At 70.7% G+C, this 18270-nt stretch carries 16 protein-coding genes; 11 read left to right on the top strand and 5 right to left on the bottom strand.

From position 1 onward, the window contains the following. Nucleotides 1–252: 252 nt before the first annotated feature. From IF29_RS0123545 to pntB, 3 genes are all read left to right on the top strand, one after another. The gene (locus IF29_RS0123545) at nucleotides 253–1239 is read left to right on the top strand and encodes a cyclase family protein (protein ID WP_030258375.1); all 987 of its coding nucleotides are present in this window, start codon (nucleotides 253–255) and stop codon (nucleotides 1237–1239) included. Nucleotides 1240–1356: 117 nt separating this feature from the next. Beyond that, complete coding sequence (locus tag IF29_RS0123540) at nucleotides 1357–2913, top strand: Re/Si-specific NAD(P)(+) transhydrogenase subunit alpha (protein WP_030258372.1); 1557 nt, start codon at nucleotides 1357–1359, stop codon at nucleotides 2911–2913. Between the two features lies 1 nt (nucleotide 2914). Then, nucleotides 2915–4354, top strand: a complete 1440-nt coding sequence (gene pntB, locus IF29_RS0123535) for a Re/Si-specific NAD(P)(+) transhydrogenase subunit beta (protein WP_030258368.1) — start codon at nucleotides 2915–2917, stop codon at nucleotides 4352–4354. A 198-nt stretch (nucleotides 4355–4552) separates the two neighbouring features. Here pntB and IF29_RS0123530 read toward each other — a convergent pair whose 3' ends face one another. Both IF29_RS0123530 and IF29_RS0123525 read right to left on the bottom strand, forming a co-directional pair. Continuing rightward, nucleotides 4553–5410 (bottom strand): mycofactocin-coupled SDR family oxidoreductase, encoded by an 858-nt coding sequence (locus tag IF29_RS0123530; protein ID WP_030258366.1) that lies wholly within the window; start codon nucleotides 5408–5410, stop codon nucleotides 4553–4555. 62 nt (nucleotides 5411–5472) lie between these two features. After that, the gene (locus tag IF29_RS0123525) at nucleotides 5473–7005 is read right to left on the bottom strand and encodes an aldehyde dehydrogenase (protein ID WP_084714844.1); all 1533 of its coding nucleotides are present in this window, start codon (nucleotides 7003–7005) and stop codon (nucleotides 5473–5475) included. Between the two features lie 368 nt (nucleotides 7006–7373). On the opposite strand from IF29_RS0123525, the gene IF29_RS0123520 reads away from it, so the two are divergent. The 3 genes from IF29_RS0123520 (at nucleotide 7374) to IF29_RS42340 (ending at nucleotide 10230) form a co-directional block, all read left to right on the top strand. Beyond that, the gene (locus IF29_RS0123520) at nucleotides 7374–8861 is read left to right on the top strand and encodes an MFS transporter (protein ID WP_051725821.1); all 1488 of its coding nucleotides are present in this window, start codon (nucleotides 7374–7376) and stop codon (nucleotides 8859–8861) included. Between the two features lie 122 nt (nucleotides 8862–8983). Then, nucleotides 8984–9901: a VOC family protein gene (locus IF29_RS0123515; RefSeq protein WP_051725819.1), complete on the top strand. Its 918-nt coding sequence runs from the start codon at nucleotides 8984–8986 to the stop codon at nucleotides 9899–9901. A gap of 11 nt (nucleotides 9902–9912) precedes the next feature. Then, entirely contained in the window at nucleotides 9913–10230 is a 318-nt protein-coding gene (locus IF29_RS42340; RefSeq protein WP_037596302.1) for a DUF4286 family protein, read from the top strand. An 84-nt stretch (nucleotides 10231–10314) separates the two neighbouring features. On the opposite strand, the gene IF29_RS0123505 is transcribed toward IF29_RS42340, so the two are convergent. Beyond that, nucleotides 10315–11121, bottom strand: coding sequence for an IclR family transcriptional regulator (locus IF29_RS0123505; protein ID WP_030258352.1), 807 nt, complete (start codon nucleotides 11119–11121; stop codon nucleotides 10315–10317). 154 nt (nucleotides 11122–11275) lie between these two features. Further along, nucleotides 11276–12634 (bottom strand): FAD-dependent oxidoreductase, encoded by a 1359-nt coding sequence (locus tag IF29_RS0123500; protein ID WP_037596345.1) that lies wholly within the window; start codon nucleotides 12632–12634, stop codon nucleotides 11276–11278. A gap of 174 nt (nucleotides 12635–12808) precedes the next feature. On the opposite strand from IF29_RS0123500, the gene IF29_RS0123495 reads away from it, so the two are divergent. Genes IF29_RS0123495 through IF29_RS0123480 form a run of 4 tightly spaced genes read left to right on the top strand, consistent with a single transcriptional unit; the run spans nucleotide 12809 to nucleotide 15410 of the window. Next, nucleotides 12809–13564, top strand: a complete 756-nt coding sequence (locus IF29_RS0123495; RefSeq protein ID WP_030258346.1) for an SDR family oxidoreductase — start codon at nucleotides 12809–12811, stop codon at nucleotides 13562–13564. A 5-nt stretch (nucleotides 13565–13569) separates the two neighbouring features. Beyond that, complete coding sequence (locus IF29_RS42335) at nucleotides 13570–14223, top strand: carboxymuconolactone decarboxylase family protein (RefSeq protein ID WP_051725815.1); 654 nt, start codon at nucleotides 13570–13572, stop codon at nucleotides 14221–14223. Further along, nucleotides 14220–14693 (top strand): HtaA domain-containing protein, encoded by a 474-nt coding sequence (locus tag IF29_RS0123485; protein ID WP_084714842.1) that lies wholly within the window; start codon nucleotides 14220–14222, stop codon nucleotides 14691–14693. Before IF29_RS42335 ends, IF29_RS0123485 begins: the two co-directional genes overlap by 4 nt. A 6-nt stretch (nucleotides 14694–14699) precedes the next feature. Next, nucleotides 14700–15410, top strand: coding sequence for a TetR/AcrR family transcriptional regulator (locus IF29_RS0123480; protein ID WP_030258337.1), 711 nt, complete (start codon nucleotides 14700–14702; stop codon nucleotides 15408–15410). A gap of 82 nt (nucleotides 15411–15492) precedes the next feature. Here IF29_RS0123480 and IF29_RS0123475 read toward each other — a convergent pair whose 3' ends face one another. After that, the gene (locus IF29_RS0123475) at nucleotides 15493–16434 is read right to left on the bottom strand and encodes an SDR family NAD(P)-dependent oxidoreductase (RefSeq protein WP_030258334.1); all 942 of its coding nucleotides are present in this window, start codon (nucleotides 16432–16434) and stop codon (nucleotides 15493–15495) included. A gap of 176 nt (nucleotides 16435–16610) precedes the next feature. Here IF29_RS0123475 and IF29_RS0123470 point away from each other — a divergent pair, with 176 nt between their 5' ends. Next, complete coding sequence (locus tag IF29_RS0123470) at nucleotides 16611–18266, top strand: flavin-containing monooxygenase (RefSeq protein WP_030258331.1); 1656 nt, start codon at nucleotides 16611–16613, stop codon at nucleotides 18264–18266. The last annotated feature ends 4 nt before the right edge of the window (nucleotides 18267–18270 follow it).

Here is an 18270-nt window from a genome sequence, read left to right as displayed (position 1 = left end):
CGTGCCTGCGGCTCCGCGTCTTCCGAGCCGATGCGCTGTGTTTCGCTGTACGGAACGCACGTACTGTTATGCGATGGCCATAGGATGGTCCGACCACGGATCCCATGTCAAGGAGCGACGTCGGATTTCACCGCTTCAGCGCGGAGCCCCGAACCATTGACAGCCGCTCGAATCCGGGGGCAGAATCCCGACCGTGTTCCGTTGTAGCGTATCGATGTTCTGTTCTACGTAATACACGACATGGAGTAACAGATGACTGACGACCTCGGTCCCGATCCGCTGGCCCCCTGGGAGCGCGCGATCGCCGACGCGCACGCCGCCGCCCGCCACACCGACGGCGAGCAGTGCCGCGGCTCGGTGGCGCTCATCGACGAGGCCGCCCGGCTGCGCGGCGTCGCCCAGGTGAAGCTCGGCAGGGCCGTCTCGCTCGAACGCGAGGTCGAGACCCGTCCGCACCGCCTGGCCGCCGGCCGCGCGCTGGCCGAGGCCGAGAAGCGCGACTGGCAGCGCCTGGGCGCGGCCGGACTGCCCGACGGCCACGGCGGCGTCGAACTCAATGTGCACGTCGGCATCCACGGCCGCAGCGCCCACGGCGGCGAGGTCATCAGCTACGACCCGCACGGTGTGCACAACACCCACCTCGACGGTCTCTCGCACATCGGCGCGGACGCCGGCTGGCACGGCCCCATCGCCGCCGACGCCTCGCAGACCGACGAGGACACCATGGTCAACTGGGCCCAGCACGGCATCGCCACCCGCGGCGTGCTGCTGGACGTCGCGGCGGCCCGCGGCGTGGACTGGATCGTCGCCGAGCAGCCGGTCACCGCCGCCGAGCTGGACAAGGCCCTCGCGGCCACCGGCGTCACCCTGGAGCCCGGCGACGCGCTGATCGTCTACCAGGGCCGCGACCGCTACGAGGCCGCCGGGAACGTCTACCCCAGCGGCGCCGCCGCCGTGCGCCGCCCCGGCATCGGCGAGGACGGCGCCAAGTGGATCGCCGCCCAGGACCCCGGCCTGGTGGCCTGGGACTTCCACGACGCGCGCAACAACCCCGGCGGAAAGCTGGAGGTCCACGGCCTGATCTACTCGATCGGACTCTGCCTGGTCGACAACTGCCTGCTGGGTCCGGCCGTCGCCGCGCTGAAGGAGGCCGGCGCCTCGACCGGCCTGCTCGTCGCCGCACCCACCGCGATCCACCGGTCGACCGGTGTGATCATCAACCCGCTGCTGCTCTACTGATCCGCTACTGTTCGCGCCGAAGGAGGTCTGGCACCGGACCGGGACACCGGGCCGGCGCCAGACCTTTGCCATGTCCCCATCTGCGCACAGTGCTCCATGTCCAGAAGGAGTCCTTCCATGCTCATAGGAGTGACCCGCGAGCCGGCCGGTGAGACCCGCGTGGCCGCGACCCCCGCGACCGTCAGGCAGCTCATCGCCCTCGGCTACGACCTGGTGGTCGAGGCCGGAGCCGGTGAGCTCTCCGCCTTCACCGACACCAGCTACAAGGAGGCCGGGGCCACCGTCGGCACCGCCGACGACGCCTGGGGCGCCGACGTCGTGCTGCGCGTCAACGGCCCCACGACCGAGGACGTCGCCCGTCCCAAGGACGGCGCCTACCTGGTCTCCACGCTGGCCCCGGCGCTCAACCCCGAGCTGGTGGACGCCCTCGCCGAACGCGACATCACCGTGCTGGCCATGGACGCCGTCCCGCGCATCAGCCGGGCCCAGTCCCTGGACGTGCTCTCCAGCATGGCCAACATCGCCGGCTACCGCGCCGTGGTCGAGGCCGCCCACGAGTTCGGCCGCTTCTTCACCGGCCAGGTGACCGCCGCGGGCAAGGTGCCCCCGGCCAAGGTGCTGGTCGCCGGGACCGGCGTGGCCGGCCTGGCCGCCATCGGCGCCGCCTCCAGCCTGGGCGCGATCGTGCGCGCCACCGACCCGCGCCCCGAGGTCGCCGACCAGGTGAAGTCGCTGGGCGGGCAGTACCTGCCGGTCGTCGTCGAGGAGCAGGCCCAGCAGTCCGGCGACGGCTACGCCAAGGCCACCTCGGAGCGCTACAACGAGGCCGCCGCCAAGCTCTACTCCGACCAGGCCGCCGACGTCGACATCATCATCACCACCGCGCTGATCCCCGGCCGCCCTGCCCCCAGGCTGATCACCGCGGCCGACGTGGCCTCGATGAAGGCCGGCTCGGTGATCGTCGACATGGCCGCCGCCCAGGGCGGCAACGTCGAGGACAGCGTCGCCGGCCAGAAGGTGGTCACCGACAACGGCGTGACCGTCCTCGGCTACACCGACCTGGCCGGCCGACTGCCCACCCAGGCCAGCCAGTTGTACGGCACCAACCTGGTCAACCTGCTCAAGCTGCTCACCCCGGGCAAGGACGGCCAGGTCGTGCTGGACCTCGACGACGCCGTCCAGCGCGGCATCACCGTGGTGCGCGCCACCGGGACCGGACGCGGCGAGAAGCTCTGGCCGCCACCGCCGGTCCAGGTCAGCGCGGCCCCCGCCGCGGCGCCGGCCGAGCAGGTGCAGGCACCGGCGAAGCCGCAGCGCAAGCCGCTGTCGGCCGCCGGGCGGGTCGCCCTGGTGCTGACCGCGATCGCCCTGCTGTGGCTGGTGATCGCGCTCGCCCCGGCGCCGATCCCGCAGGACTTCACCGTGCTCACGCTGGCCGTGGTGATCGGCTACTACGTCATCGGCAAGGTCCACCACGCGCTGCACACGCCCCTGATGAGCGTCACCAACGCCATCTCCGGGGTCATCGTGGTCGGCGCGCTGGTGCAGATCGGACCGGGCGAGCACGTGATCCAGGTGCTGGCCGGGATCGCCACGCTGCTCGCGTCCATCAACGTCTTCGGTGGCTTCGCGGTGACCCGCCGGATGCTCGCCATGTTCAGCAAGGAGAACTGACGTGTCCGCAGCCTCCATCGCCACGGCGGCCTACCTGGTCGCCGCGCTGCTCTTCATCCTGTCCCTGGCCGGCCTGAGCAAGCACGAGACGGCCCGTCAGGGCTGGACCTACGGCGTGGTCGGCATGGTCGTCGCGCTGGCCGCCACCGTCGGCCTGACCGTCCACGACAGCCCGGTGCGGACGACCACGGTGCTGATCGTGGTCGCCGCGATCGGGATCGGCGCCGTGGTCGGCCTGTGGCGCGCCCGCATCGTGCAGATGACCGGCATGCCCGAACTGATCGCGCTGCTGCACTCGTTCGTGGGTCTGGCCGCGGTACTGGTCGGCTGGGCCTCCTACATCGAGGTGGAACGCAACGGCCTGGGCGGTTTCACCGGCTCGCTGCTGCGCATCCACCACGCCGAGGTCTTCATCGGCATCTTCATCGGCGCGGTGACCTTCACCGGCTCGGTGGTCGCCAACCTGAAGCTCAGCGCGAGGATCAAGTCCGCCCCGCTGGTGCTGCCGGGCAAGAACCTGCTCAACCTGCTGGCGCTGCTGGCCTTCGCGGTGCTGACCGCGCTGTTCGTGATCCACCCCTCCTCCTGGGCGATCATCGCGGTGACCGCGATCGCGCTGCTGTTCGGCTGGCACCTGGTCGCCTCCATCGGCGGCGGCGACATGCCGGTGGTGGTCTCCATGCTGAACAGCTACTCCGGCTGGGCGGCCGCGGCCAGCGGCTTCCTGCTCAACAACGACCTGCTGATCGTCACCGGCGCGCTGGTCGGCTCCTCCGGCGCCTACCTGTCCTTCATCATGTGCAAGGCGATGAACCGCTCCTTCCTCTCCGTCATCGCCGGAGGCTTCGGCATCGAGGCGCCCAGTGGTTCGGACGACGGCGAGCAGGGCGAGCACCGGGAGACCTCCGCCGAGGAGACCGCCGACCTGCTGGCCAACGCCTCCCGGGTGGTCATCACCCCCGGCTACGGCATGGCCGTGGCCCAGGCCCAGCACCCGGTCGCCGAGCTGACCCGGCTGCTGCGGGACCGCGGCGTCGACGTGCGCTTCGCCATCCACCCGGTCGCCGGCCGGCTGCCTGGCCACATGAACGTGCTGCTGGCCGAGGCGAAGGTGCCCTACGACATCGTGCTGGAGATGGACGAGATCAACGACGAACTCGCCGACACCGACGTGGTCCTGGTCATCGGCGCCAACGACACCGTCAACCCGGCCGCCGCCGAGGACCCGACCAGCCCGATCGCCGGCATGCCGGTGCTGCGGGTGTGGGAGGCCGCGAACGTGGTGGTCTTCAAGCGCTCCATGGCCAGCGGCTACGCCGGGGTGCAGAACCCGCTGTTCTTCCGCGAGAACACGGCGATGCTCTTCGGCGACGCCAAGACCAGGGTCGACGAGATCGTCGGCGTCCTGGCCGCGGCCCGCGCGGTTCCCGCCCTCGTCTGACGGCTCTCCCCAGGCAACGACCGCCAGAGCAACGAACGCCAGGGCAACGACCGGTCGGCGCCGCACCCGGACCAACGGGTGCGGCGCCGACCGGTTCTGTCGTTCCCCGCAGACGGGGAACGGGACGAACAAGCAGTGGCCGCCGCGCGCCTCTGCGCACGGCGGCCACCGCCGACCTGGGGTTCTCGGGTGCGGCTCCTACGCGGGCGCACCGGAGCTGGAGATGGGGAGCAGCTGGCCTCCGTCGAGCTTGAGCTGCTGCCCGGTGACCCAGCGGGACTCGTCCGAGGCGAAGTACAGGACGGCCGCCGAGATCTCCCGCGGCGTCAGCCAGGGGACGCCCATCGGGGACTTGGTGGCCAGCGAGGGGATCATGTCCTCGCGGGTCGGGTTCTCCAGGTCCGGCCGGAAGGCGTGGTACATGAAGTCGTTGTCCATCATGGCCGTGTCCACGTTGGTCGGGTGGATCACGTTGACCCGGATCTGCTGGTCGGCGTAGATGCGCGCCAGGTCGTGCCCCAGCCGGGCCACGTGCCGCTTGGCGTGGGCGTAGCCCAGGCCGCCGGCGCCGGTGATGTCGACGGAGCCGACCAGCAGGGCCGCGGTGGAGCCGGTGAGGATCACCGAAGCGCCGGACTCCAGGTACTGCGCGGCGGCGGTGACCGTGTTGACCACGCCGACCAGGTTGACCTGCACGACGTCGAAGAAGGCCTGCGGGGTGTCGGTGCCCATGGTCAGGATGCCCGCCTGGGCGACCACCACGTCCAGCTTGCCCAGCTCGGCGACGCCCTGGTCCACGGCGGCCTGCAGCTGCGAGAGCACCCGCACGTCGGCCTGCCGGGCGACGATGCGCCGGCCCAGGGCCTGGACCTGACGGACCGTCTCGTCCAGGTCCTCCTTGGTGGCCATCGCGTAGGGCGCGGTGTCGATGTCCTCGAGGATGTCCACGGCGATGATGTCCGCGCCCTCCTCGGCCAGCCGAACGGCGTGGCTGCGGCCCTGTCCGCGGGCGGCACCCGTGATGAGGGCGACCTTGCCCTCGACGCGTCCCGACATGAGTCTCTCCTGGTGTGATCGGTGGAAGGTGGGTCTGCGGGTGGAGCGGGGAGCGGGGGGCGTCAGTCGAGCGGGTCGTACCCGGTCGGCAGGCCGTCCAGGATCAGGGTCTTGGACTCCAGGTAGGGGAGCAGGCCGTCGCGGCCGCCCTCGCGCCCGATGCCGGACTGCTTGAAGCCGCCGAAGCCCATCGCGGGGTCGGTCCGGTAGCCGTTGTGGCCCACCGTGCCTGCGCGCAGCCGGCGGGCGACCCGGAGGGCGCGGTCGGCGTCGTCGGTGAAGACGCTGGCGTTGAGGCCGTAGGGGGTCTCGTTGGCCAGCTGGATCGCGTGCTCCTCGTCGTCGGCGGGGATGACGCTGAGGACCGGGCCGAAGATCTCCTCCTGGGCGATGGTCGACCCGTTGTCGACGCCGGCGAAGACGGTCGGCTGCAGGTAGTAGCCGCGCTCGAACCCCTCCGGGCGGCCGCCGCCGGTGACCAGGCGTGCGCCCTCGGCCAGGCCCTTGGCGACGAAGCCCTCCACGCGGTCGCGCTGACGCTCCATAGCCAGCGGGCCGAGCTGCGCGTCGGGGTCGAACGGGTCGCCGATGCGGACCGCGCCGAAGAAGCTCCCGAGGGCCTCGGCGAAGGCGTCGTGGCGGTGCCGGCTGACGATGATGCGCGTCAGCGAGGAGCACACCTGGCCGTTGAGGGTGCACTCGGCGGCGGCCAGCGACCTGGCCGCGGTCTCCAGGTCGTAGTCGTCCAGGACGATGGCCGGGGACTTGCCGCCCAGCTCCAGGGTGAAGCGGGCCATCCGGTCGCCGCAGACGGCGGCGATCCGGCGGCCGGCGGCGCTGGAGCCGGTGAAGGCGATCTTGTCCACCCGCGGGTCGCGGACCAGCAGCTCGGAGACCTCGCGGTCGGCGGTGAGCACGTTCAGGACGCCGGCCGGCAGGCCGATCTCCTCGGCCACCTCGGCCAGCACGTAGGCCTCGCCGGGTGCCTCCGGGGGCGCCTTGAGGACGACGGTGCAGCCGGCCAGCAGGGCGGGGCCGACCTTGTGGGCCGCCAGCGACATCGGGGTGTTCCAGGCGACGATGGCGCCGACGACGCCGATCGGCTCGCGGACCACGGCCCCGAAGGGGCCCTGGTTGGGCCGGTGCCGGACCTCGAAGGGGAAGTCGGCGGCCAGGTCGGCGTAGTAGTCGTAGCTGGCCCCGATCCGCTCGATGGAGCCCTTCGACATGGAGTGCAGCACGCCGACCTGACGCGTCCACAGCTGGCTGGCGTCGGCGGCCCGGCGGCGCAGGCGGTCGGCGATCCGGTGCAGCCACTGCGCCCGCTCCGCGGGTGCCAGCTGCGGCCATCCTGAGCTGTCGAAGGCGCGGCGCGCGGCGGCGACGGCCAGGGACATGTCCTCGGCGCCGGCCTCGGCGGCCCGGTAGTAGAGCTCCTCGGTCGCCGGATCGATGATCGCGAAGGTCGACGCCGTGGTCGGCGCCACCCATCGGCCGTCGATGAAGAGGCGGTCGGGGTGTCGCAGCGGTACCGGCTGTTCGCGCGCGGAGGGCGCCGCACCTGCAGATCCGTCAACGCTGACTTGGGTGGACATCAGAGCCTCCGTATCCGGGCCCCACTGTTCATGAGCCGGGGGCCGGGCGTTCGTTTAACCGAACGATCGTTGCTTTATACAGCTGAGTCAGCTTCGCCCACGTTCCCCTGCGTGTCAAGGACCAGATCAGGGCCGCTCCGGCGGCCGATTGCGAGTCGGACGGGTGGCGGTGACGGGGCCATGCCGAGCCCGGAACTACCGCGTGCAGACCCCTTGACTCGCCATGTCGGCGGGATCACACTCAGGGACGCTGTAGCGATCAGCTGTCCCGTTGAACGGAACACCGGGGAGGCGCGGAAGCCTCACCCAGGTATGTGCATCGTGCAGCCAAAGACTAACGCCAAGATCCCCGGATGAAAGAGGCAACGATGCCCCCCATCACCGCAGAAGCAGAGCCCAGGCCTGCGCGCCCCACCCCGTTCATCATCGGGATCCTGATCCTCGCTGCCATCGTCAGCTCCTTCGAAGCCACGATGATGTACACGGCGCTGCCGGAGGTCATCCAGCACTTCAAGACCACCCCCGGCAACGCCGGCTGGGTGCTCACCGGATTCCTCCTGGTGGGGGCGGCGTCCGCGGCCATCAGCGGTCGCCTGGGCGACGCCTTCGGCCGCCGCAACGTGCTGGTCGTGGTGCTGGTGGCCTCGATCGTCGGATCCGTGGTCAGCCTGGCCAGCAACAGCCTCGCCGGGCTCATCATCGGCCGCTCGATCCAGGGTCTGGCCGGCGGTCTGGTCCCGCTCTGCATCGGGGTGCTGCGCGAGAACCTGCCGAAGAAGAAGCTGCCCGTGGGCGTGGCGGTGGTCGCGGGGGCGGCCATGTGGGGCGGGGCCGCGGGCAACGTCATCTCGGGCAACATCGTCGACTCCTGGGGCTGGCACTACATCTTCGTGGTCGCCGCGGTCCTGGCCGCGGTCACCGCGGTCGGCGCGTGCTTCCTGCCGCGGCCGGTCGTGAAGTCGGGGCTGGACCGGATCGACTGGCTCGGCGGACTGCTCTTCGCCCCCGGCGTGGCCCTCGCCCTGTACGGCGTCAACGAGAGCAGCACCTGGGGCTGGTCCAGCGGCAAGACCATCGGCTTCATCCTGGGCGGCATCGTGGTCCTGGTGCTGTGGACCGTGTGGGAGCTGAACGTCGACAAGCCGCTCATCAACATCCGGTTCTTCTTCGACCGCAAGCTCGGCCTGACCCTGGTCGCCACCGCGCTGGTCTCCTTCGGCACGCTGGGCATCTCCGGCTTCGTCGGCCAGATCGTGATGCAGACCCCGAAGATGGCCCCGGTCGGTCTGGGTCTCAGCGCCGGAACCGCCGGCGACGTCTCCTTCGCCATCGGCCTCATCGGATTCGTGGCCGCGTCGCTCAGCGGGCGCATCTCCCGGGGCGGACGGGCCCGTAACTCCTTCATCATCGGAGCTGCCTTCGCCGTCGCGGCGGCCATCCTTTCGGCCCTGCTGCTGCACTCGCTCGCGGGCTGGATCATCTCGCAGATCGTGCTGACCATCGCGACCGGCTTCCTGCTCAGCTCCCTGCCCAACCTGATCGTCGAGGGCGTGCCCGGCTCCAACACCAGCGAGGCGCAGGGCGTCTACATGGTCACCCAGACCGCCTTCTCGGGTGTCGGCACCTCCATCGGCACCGTGCTGATGTCCCACTACCTGGTGACCGGCACGCCGTTCACCACCCGCACCGGCTACAACGTGCTCTTCACCATGGTGGCCGTCGTCGCCGCCGTCGCGGTCGTGGTGGCCCTGTTCATCCGCCTGAACCCGCTGAAGGCCGGCGACAGCGACGAGCTCGCGGAGGCGCGGGCCGAGGGCCTGGCCGACGCGGTCGCCATCACCCCGGAAGCCATCTGAACCGGTCCGTCCGGCCGAAGTCGGCCGCCCGGCTCTGTCCGCGGCCCCCTGGGGGACCGCGGACAGAGCCACGGCACCCCGGCCCGGCCAGCACCACCAGCACCGACGCAAGGAGATCGACAGTGAACGACGGTACCGACCGCCCCTTCCACGTGCGGATGCTGTACCACCCGAGGATCCACGTCCCCAGCCTGGACCAGGCGGAAGACTTCTTCGCCCGGGTCTTCGGCCGCCCGAGCACCAACTTCTCCGTCGTCATGCCCGAGCCGCCGGCGCCCGGACACTCCGTCGGGTACTCGACCTTCACCTCGGTCAGCGACGTGCTCATCGACAGCCTGGAACCGAAGCGCTACCTCACCGGCGGCACCCAGCGCTACCCGGACGTCGAGGTCCCGCACCTGGAGACGACCGGCTGGTACGTCGACGGCGTCAAGGAGCTGTACCGCGAACTCCGCGCCGAGGGCCTGCGGCTGGTCGACTCGCACGACTCCGTCGTCGACGGCGAGGAGTGGCCCGGCGGTCCGTCACCGTTCCACACCCTGCCGGACGACGCCGGGCTGCGGTACGCCTTCTTCGAGATGTTCCCCTTCCCGCTCGACCCGCGGGTGCGCGAGGGCTGGACGGTTCCGGAGGTCGCCGAGGACGATCCGCTCGGCATCCAACACGCCTCGCACCACACCGTGCTGACGTCCCGTCCGGAACGCGCGCTGCGGCTCACCGTGAACGTCCTCGGCGGCGAGGTGGTGCGCACCGGCCGCGACGAACTGCGCGGCGTCGAGGGTCCCTTCGTCCGGCTCGCCGACACGGTGTTCCACTTCGCCGCACCGGACCCCGGCAGCCCGGCCGCCGCCGATGCGGCGGCCCACGTGCCGCAGGACACCTACCACGCGATCACCTGGAAGGTGGTCGACCTGGAGCGCACCGCCAAGCACCTCGATGCCGAGGGCGTGCGCATCGCACACCGCTCACGGACCGCCCTGGTGACCGACCCGGCCACCAGCCTCGGCGTCCCGTGGGGCTTCACCACCGATTCCATTTGAGGAGACATCTGATGACCGACAGTTCCCAGCCCGCGCACGAGATCCTGCTGGCGCTCACCAACCCGGTCGAGGGCCGGGAGGAGGAGTTCCGCACCTGGTACTGGGAGACCCACATCCCCGAGGTGCTCGCCCTCCCCGGCATCGTCTCCGCCCGCCGCTACCTGGCCCCCGAGTCCGCCGCCGGCGTCTCGCACCGCTACGTGACGCTCTACGAGGTGGAGGGCTCCGCCGAAGCCGCCCGCGACAAGCTCTTCACCTCCGGCCTGAGCACGAGCGACGCCCTCGACGTCACCACGGTCGCCATGCTGCCGCTGCTGGCGAAGGACTAGCCGGCCTGCGGTCCGGCAACCGCTGAGGCCCCGCCCCGGAACGTTCCGGGGCGGGGCCTCAGCGCTGGGACAAGGGCCGCCGGCCTACGGCTTCTCGGCGCCGGTGAATCTGCGGGTGAGCACCTGTGCGGCCTGCTTGACCAGTTCGGTGAAGTCCGCGGTGGTCGTCGCGTTGAAGCGGGTCTCCGGGATGGTGATGCCGACGTCGCCGATGACGGCGTCCGCCGGGCCCATCACCGGCGCGGCGATGGCGATCGCCCCGTCGATCCGCTCGCCGTGCGATATGGCGTAGCCGTCCCGCCGGATCTGGGCCAGCCGCTCGGCGAGCTTGTCGGGATCGACCAGGGTCCGGTTGGTGAGCACGTCGAGGCTGCCGTGCACGATCGCGTCCTGCACCTCGGTCGGCAGGAAGGCGAGGATCGCCAGACCGCTGGCCCCCGCGTGCAGCGGGAGCCAGACGCCCTGCGGGACGGTGTAGCGCAGCGGGTGCGGGGACTCGACGGACAGCGCGAACATCATCTGCCGGCGCTGGTCGTTGTAGACCGCGAAGAACGCCGACTCGCCGCTGCGCTCGGTGACGTCGGCCAGGACGTCGTTGGCGGCCTCGCGGATCGGGAAACGGGTGTTGGTGGTCCAGGCCAGCCGCAGGAACTCCATCCCGAGCCGGTAGCTGCCGGTCGGGGTGCGGGCCACCATGCCCAACTCCTCCAGGTCACTGAGGAGTCGGTGGGCGGTGCTGGCGCTGACGCCGATGCGGGTGCCGAGGTCGCGCACCCCGTAGACCTGCTTGCCGCCGTCGACCATCAGGGTGAGGATCTCGACCCCCCGGGCGAGCGGATGCCGCTGGCGATCGGGGGCGCCTGCGGTCACCTCGGTTGCCTGCGACTCCACGCGCTGCTCCTTCTGGCCCGTTCAGTGGGATGGGAGTTCTCTTTAACCAAACACTAGCAGGGGCCGCCCTGGCAGGCGGTGACCTGTGTGAGGATTTCTCGCCTTGATCTGAGCACGTAGAGCATAGGGGTACAGGGGCGGATCCGACGGTGGGTCACCGGTCGATGCCGGCGGCCACCAGCATGTCGGCGCGGTGGTGGAACTTGGCGCGGTCCCGGCCCGAGGCCTGGCCGAGCCGCACCTCGGCCGCCTCGATGGCCAGCCAGCGGCTCCAGTTCACCACCGGCACGCCACGCGAGCGCAGCAGGTCGTCGATGGCCGTGCTGTCGGTGTCCGTGTCCGTGTCGGTGTCTCGCTCCGGTGCGGCAGCGGCGGCCGCGGCGTCCGCCAGGACGGCGGTGGCCGTCTCGCTCGCGCACAGCCGGTTGGTGCCGATCACCCCGCTGGGGCCGCGCTTCGCCCAACCGACCACGTACAGGCCCGGCACGGTCCGGTCGCCGTCCAGCACCCGGGAGTCGCGGTGCGGGACCGTGCCGGTCGCCTCGTCGAACGGCGCCCCGCCGAGGGGGACGCTGCGGTAGCCGATCGCAGGCAGCACCAGGCCCGTCTCCAGGACCTCGACCTGCGTGGGGTCCGCGGTGTGGGCCAGGGCGATGCCGGTGACCGAGGTGTCGCCGACGAACTCGACCGGCGTCCGGTTGAACAGGAAGCGGATGGCGCGCGACCGGCCCTGCGGTTGCCGGTCGGCGATCTTCCGCAGCGAGCCCAGCATCCGCGTGACCGCGGGCCTGCTCGGCGCGCCCGCGCCGGCCTGCTGCGCCGCCTCCGCGAGCGCCAGTTCCTCGGCGGGGACGATCACGTCCGCGCCCTCGACCTCGGCCAGTTCCAGGAGTTCCTTGCCGGTGAACTTGGCGGCCTCGGGCCCGCGCCGCCCGACGATGCAGACCTCGCGGACCGCATGGCCGGCCAGGGCCTCGATGACGTGCTCGGGCACGTCGGTGCGGCGCAGTTCGTCGGGCGTGCGCACCAGCATCCGCGCCACGTCCAGGGCGACGTTGCCGACGCCGACGACGACCGCGCGCTCGGCGGACAGCAGCGAGGTGTCGAAGTCGGCGTCCGGGTGCCCGCTGTACCAGGAGACGAAGCGGCCGGCCGGGACCACGCCGCCGAGGTCCTCGCCGGGGACGCCCAGCCGGCGGTCCAGCGGCGCGCCGGACGCCAGCACCACCGCGTCGTAGTGCTCGCGCAGTTCGCTGACGGTGATGTCCGAACCGACCGTCACATTGCCGAGGAAGCGGACGCCGGGCGTCTCGAAGATCTCGGCGAACGAGGCGACAATGGACTTGATCTTCTGGTGGTCGGGCGCGACGCCGTAGCGCACCAGGCCGAACGGCGTGGGGAGGCGCTCGAAGACGTCGACGGAGACCGGGTGGTCGGCCTCCTCGGCCAGGATCTGAGCACAGAACGCTCCGGCGGGGCCGGAGCCCACGACTGCGACTCGTAGCGCGCGCACGTCCACTCCCAGTGTGTCGTATAACGGAACAGGTGATTCTTTCAGCGAGTGTCGTTTGTGCCGAACGGCATGTCAAGCAGTTGACATGGCATTCTGCAGCGTGCCAACCTGAGCGCATTCTTGACAACGGAACGGTCGTTCCGTTTGCCGAAACAGTCTCTGAGGAAGGCTCCTATGACCAGCACGGATCGGGTCGCCGTCGTCACCGGGGGAGCCGCGGGCATCGGTCGGGCCATCGCCGAGCGCCTCGCGAAGAGCGGACTCAGGGTCGCCATTCTCGACGTGGTCGACGGCGCGGCGGAAGAGGCAGCCACCTCCATCGAGAAGGCCGGCGGCGTCGCCCGCGGCTACCGCGCCGACGTCAGCGACCGCGAACAGGTGGACGCGGCGCTGGCGGCAGCCCGGCTGGAGCTGGGGCCGCTGGCCGTCGTCGTGGCCAACGCGGCGATCGCCCGGCAGCAGCCGTTCCTGGACATGACGCTCCAGCAGTGGAACGAGACCCTGTCGATCAACCTGACCGGCACCTTCAACGTGGTCCAGTCGGCCCTGCCCGACCTGGTCGCCGCGGGCTGGGGCCGGGTGGTGCTGATCTCCTCCTCCAGCGCCCAGCGCGGCGCACCGAGGATGGCCCACTATGCGGCCTCCAAGGGCGGACAGCTCGCCCTGACCAAGGCCCTCGCGATGGAGTTCGGACGCTCCGGCATCACCGTCAACACGGTGGCGCCGTCGTCGATCGACACCCCGAGCGTGGAGAAGAAGCGCGCCACCGGCGCCATGCCCTCGGCCGAGGAGATGGCCAAGTTCATCCCGGTCGGCCGGACCGGCAGCGGCGACGACATCGCCGCCGCGGTCGCCTATCTCGTATCCGACGAGGCGTCGTACGTGACGGGTCAGACCGTCAGCGTCAACGGCGGCTCCTTCATAGGGTGATTTCCATGAGTCAGCCACGCATCCCGGTCCGCCCCGTCGACGACTGGACCGACGAGGTCGACGAGGCCTTCTCCGCGCTCCGCGCCCATGTGCCGGGCGGTCAGGCCGCCGCGACCGACGGACCGGTCGCCCGTCCGCAGTCCCACATCCTCGGCATCTACGCCTGGCACCCGGCCCTGATCCGCGGCTGGATGCCCTTCTCCAACCACCTGCGCAACTCCACCCTCCCGGACCGGGTCCGCGAGATCGCCATCGTCCGCTCCACCTGGCTCGGCTACGGCGAGTACGAGTGGGCCCAGCACGTGCGGATGAGCCGGGCCGCCGGGTGGCTCACCGACGCCGAGATCGCGGGGCTCTCCGAGGGCCCCGACGCCGCCGTGTGGTCGAAGGGCGACAGCGCCGTGGTCAGGGCCGTGGACGAGCTGTGCGGCAGCAAGAACATCGCCGACGGCACCTGGAGCGAACTGGAGGCGCAGTTCTCCCGCCAGCAGCTCATCGACTTCGTCTTCACCGTGGGCACCTACGACATGCACTGCATGGCCTTCAACGCCCTGGGGCTGGAACTGGAGGACGGCATGACCGGCTTCCCCGATGAGCACCGCCCCGCCGACCACCGCCCCGCCGACCACCGCCCCGCCGAGCAGCGGCGCGACCGTTGAGCGGCACGGTGCGCCCGGGGGCGCTGCGCTGGGCGGTGAAGGACTCCTTCGTCCACTATGTGCGCGTGATCGCGGGCGGCAGCTGCGAGGCCCTGGACGGCGCCGAGCCGGGCACCGGCGGGGCCTTCGTGTTCCCGCTGCTGGCGGCCGAGGAGGACAGCGAGGGCCGGACGCTCTCCTTCGGGGGAGCGGTCCGCTTCCAGGCGCACCACGGATTCCTCGACGTCGAACTGCGCGACCTGCAGCTGCGGCTGACGGAGGGTGGCGGCGCGCTCAGCATCCGCGGTGCGGACGACGGCCGGGTCACCGTGGCCACCACGGCGCCCGCCGCTCCGGTCCAGGAGGCCGGGCTGGTCCGCTGGCCGGCCCTGGTCCCGTACCTGACCGAGGCCGGGGTCGCGGTCTTCGGGGACGTCTACGCGGCCGGCTCGGAGTTCGCCCCGATCGACGCCGCCGTACTGATAAATTGAGCGCCCATGTCACAGACCTCGCCTGAGCGGCCCGCGCGCCGCGGCGGCTCCCCGACCGGCGGACAGCGCGCCAACGTCCGAGGTCAGGTGACCCGGCAGCGGATCCTCACGGCCGCCGAGCGGCTCTTCGCCGAACACGGGATCTCAGCCGTTCCGCTGCGGGACATCGGCATCGCCGCCGGCCAGCGCAACCACGCGAGCGTGCAGTACCACTTCGGGGACCGCGACGAGGTGGTGAAGGCCATCATGGAGTTCCGCGGGGCCGAGAGCGAGGCCAGCCGCACCGGCATCGTCGCCGATCTGATGCTCGGCGGCCGGACCCCCACCGTCACCGACGTGGTCAGCGCGTTCGTCCGGCCGCTGGCGATCCACTTCCAGCCCGACAACCACTACCTGCCCTTCCTCTCCCTCTACATCACCGAGGAGGGCGGCTACGAGGGCCTGGTCGGCGTGCGCACCGGTTCCTCGGTGGTCACGCTGCGGACCCTGCTCGGGCGGCTGGTTCCGCAGGTCCCGGAGGCCGTGCTCGACGAGCGCTGGCTGGTGACGCTGACCAGCGCCGTGCACGCGCTGGCCCGCTACCAGTCCGCCCAGCGCAAGCGCGCACATCTGCCTGCCAAGATCGACGTGCTGGTCGAGGACCTGATCACCTTCCTCAGCGCCGGGATCCTGGCCCCGCTGGCCCAGGGGGACCCGCGCGCGGCCCTGACGGACTGACAGCCCCCTTTACGCAGCAGTGCCGTTGACCGGTCCTCGTTGACCGGTCAACGGCACTGCTGCGAGTCGTTCGTTCAGGCGTTCAGGCGTTCAGGTGGGCCATGAACGTCGACGCCCAGTCGTGCAGGTTCGCCGGGACGTAGTAGCCGGACTCGTCGTTGATCTCGTCCCAGTGCTCGGCGATCTCCTCGACGGTGGGCACCTCGGCGCCGGGGGAGCGGTAGCCGGGGGTGACCGCGAGCAGCCAGCGGGCGAACCGGTGCGCGCCGGCCACCAGGATCTCGCCGTTGACCTTGCAGTCCTCGTGCGCCAGGTAGGCCACCATCGGCGAGACCAGCCCGGTCTGCATCGCCTGGATGCGCGCCTCGTCCAGCTGCCGGGTGGTGATGTTCGGCTTCCCCGCGGTCGTGCTCGGCCGGGTGATCGCGTTCGGCGCGATGCAGTTGACCAGGATGCCGTGCGAGGCGGCCTCCACCGCCAGGCTGCGGGTGAAGCCGATGAGCGCGCCCTTCGCGGTGGCGTAGGCGAGGTTGTCGGCGAGCCCGAACATGCCGGTGGACGTCGTGGTGATCACCCGTCCGTAGCCCTGCTCGACCATGTACGGCCAGGCAGCGCGGGTGGTGTGCCAGGTGCCGCGCAGGTGCACGTCGAGGGTGCGCTCCAGGTTCTCCGCGTCGGCCTCCGGGAAGGTGGCGAAGCGGGAGATGCCGGCGTTGTTCACCACGATGTCGATGCGCCCGAACGCGCCGACGGCTCCTTCGACCAGGGCGTGGCAGCCCGCCTCGGTGCCCACGTTGTTGGTGTCGGCGACGGCGACGCCGCCCGCGGCGGTGATCTCCTGGACGACGTCGTTGGCCGGCCCGGAGTCGCTGCCGTCGCCCTCCTTGGTGCCACCGAGGTCGTTCACGACGACCTTGGCGCCGCGCTCGGCGAGCAGCAGCGCGTGTGCCCGGCCGAGGCCGCGGCCGGCGCCGGTCACGATGGCGACCCGTCCATCGAATCGGAAGTCAGGGGTGGCGTTCATCGGTCTCCTTCGACTGTGATCTCGCCGCATCTAATCACTCAGGCTCAGATAGTTCAATGCTTCTGGCAGGGCTAAGAGCTGCTTAAAGACTGGATCCGTTGTCATTTTTCATCACTCGTGCTTAGATCCAGAGAGCTGCTGTCAGGGCAGTCGGAACCGAGTGGGAGTGGGTCAGCATGGCAGGGCAGGTCGACAACGACGTTGACGTCGAGGTGCTGGTGATCGGTGCCGGAGTCGTCGGCATCTACGCGCTCTACCGGGCGCTGGAGGCAGGGTTCTCCGCGCAGACGCTGGAGGCCGGCGACGGCGTGGGCGGCGTCTGGTACTGGAACCGCTACCCCTCGGCGCGCTTCGACTCCGAGAGCTACACCTACGCCTACATCTTCTCCAAGGAGCTCTTCGACGAGTGGCGCTGGAAGGAGGAGTTCGCGACCCAGCCGGAGATCGAGGGCTACCTCAACTTCGTCGTCGACCGCTTCGACCTGCGCGAGTCCATCCGCACCGGGGAGAAGGTCGTCTCGGCGGTGCACGACGAAGCCAACAACGTGTGGACGGTGCGCACCGAGAAGGGCACCGTGCTGCGGGCCCGCTGGGTGATCTCGGCGACCGGCGGCCTCTCGGTCCCGCACTACCCGGAGATCGAGGGCCTGGAGGACTTCCGCGGCGAGGCCCACCACACCGGCGCCTGGCCGCACACCCCGCTCGACTTCGCCGGCAAGCGGGTCGCCATCATCGGCAACGGACCCAGCGGCGCCCAGCTGCTGCCGGCGATCGTGGACACCGTCGCCAGCGTGGACCTCTACCAGCGCACACCGACCTGGACCACCCCGCTGAACAACGCCCCGATCTCGGACGAGCGCCAGGAGTGGCTCAGCGACAACTTCGACGAGATCGTCAAGATCCTCTGCACCTCCCCGTCGGGCTTCCTGCACACCCCGGCCGGCAAGTTCTCCACGGCCGACTCCCCGGAGCAGCGGCAGGCCTTCTACGAGACCATCTGGAAGAGCCCCGGGTTCGCCAAACTGACCTCCAACTACTACGACATGACGACCAATCGCGAGGTCAACCTGGAGTTCTGCGAGTTCCTCGCCAACAAGATCCGCTCCATCGTCACCGACCCGGTGACGGCCGAGCGCCTGATCCCGACGGACCACCTCTTCGGCGCCAAGCGCCCGCCGTTCGTCGCGGACTACTACGAGTCCTTCAACAAGCCGAACGCCTCGCTGGTCTCGCTGCGGGAGACCCCGATCCTGAGGATCGACGCCACCGGCATCGAGACCACCGAGCGGCACCGCGACTACGACATCATCGTCTACGCGACCGGCTTCGACTTCGGCACCGGCGCGCTGACCCGGATGGGCGTGCGCGGCCGGCAGGGCCTGGACCTCGGCGTCGACTGGGAGGACGGCCCTTGCGACTTCGGCGGCTTCAGCGCGCACCTGCTGCCCAACTTCTTCTTCCCCGGCGGCCCGCACGGCGCCGGCGGCGGCAACTACCCGCGCTACTCCCAGGACCAGGTCGACTGGATCCTCGGCACGCTGATGTACGCCCGCGAGCACGGCTACGACGTCTTCGAGCCGACCGCGGCGCAGCAGGAGCTGTGGATGACGATGATCGAGGAGCTGGCCCCGCGGTCGATCTTCTCCGCCGAGCACAGCCACTACTACGGCGCCAACGTCCAGGGGAAGGTGCGCAAGTTCCTGCTCAACCCCGGCGGCCGCGGCAAGCTCCACGAGATCCTCAACGAGGTCTCCTCGACCGAGAACTACGGCGGAGCCTTCACCCGCGCGGCCGTGACCGCGGCTGCGGGCGCAGCCGTGGGCGCGGAGTAGCGAG

Source organism: Streptacidiphilus jeojiense, assembly GCF_000719095.1.
Lineage (GTDB): Bacteria > Actinomycetota > Actinomycetes > Streptomycetales > Streptomycetaceae > Streptacidiphilus > Streptacidiphilus jeojiensis.
The sequence above is the reverse complement of the archived record's forward strand: the minus strand, read 5'-3'. Positions and strand labels throughout refer to the sequence as shown.

Bases quoted from the DNA above. Each gene is read 5' to 3' on its own strand.
- IF29_RS0123545 (WP_030258375.1), top strand. From the start codon at position 253: ATGACTGACGACCTCGGTCCCGATCCGCTGGCCCCCTGGGAGCGCGCG.
- IF29_RS0123540 (WP_030258372.1), top strand. From the start codon at position 1,357: ATGCTCATAGGAGTGACCCGCGAGCCGGCCGGTGAGACCCGCGTGGCC.
- IF29_RS0123530 (WP_030258366.1), bottom strand. From the start codon at position 5,410: ATGTCGGGACGCGTCGAGGGCAAGGTCGCCCTCATCACGGGTGCCGCC.
- IF29_RS0123525 (WP_084714844.1), bottom strand. From the start codon at position 7,005: ATGTCCACCCAAGTCAGCGTTGACGGATCTGCAGGTGCGGCGCCCTCC.
- IF29_RS0123520 (WP_051725821.1), top strand. From the start codon at position 7,374: ATGCCCCCCATCACCGCAGAAGCAGAGCCCAGGCCTGCGCGCCCCACC.
- IF29_RS42340 (WP_037596302.1), top strand. From the start codon at position 9,913: ATGACCGACAGTTCCCAGCCCGCGCACGAGATCCTGCTGGCGCTCACC.
- IF29_RS0123495 (WP_030258346.1), top strand. From the start codon at position 12,809: ATGACCAGCACGGATCGGGTCGCCGTCGTCACCGGGGGAGCCGCGGGC.
- IF29_RS42335 (WP_051725815.1), top strand. From the start codon at position 13,570: ATGAGTCAGCCACGCATCCCGGTCCGCCCCGTCGACGACTGGACCGAC.
- IF29_RS0123480 (WP_030258337.1), top strand. From the start codon at position 14,700: ATGTCACAGACCTCGCCTGAGCGGCCCGCGCGCCGCGGCGGCTCCCCG.
- IF29_RS0123475 (WP_030258334.1), bottom strand. From the start codon at position 16,434: ATGAACGCCACCCCTGACTTCCGATTCGATGGACGGGTCGCCATCGTG.
- IF29_RS0123470 (WP_030258331.1), top strand. From the start codon at position 16,611: ATGGCAGGGCAGGTCGACAACGACGTTGACGTCGAGGTGCTGGTGATC.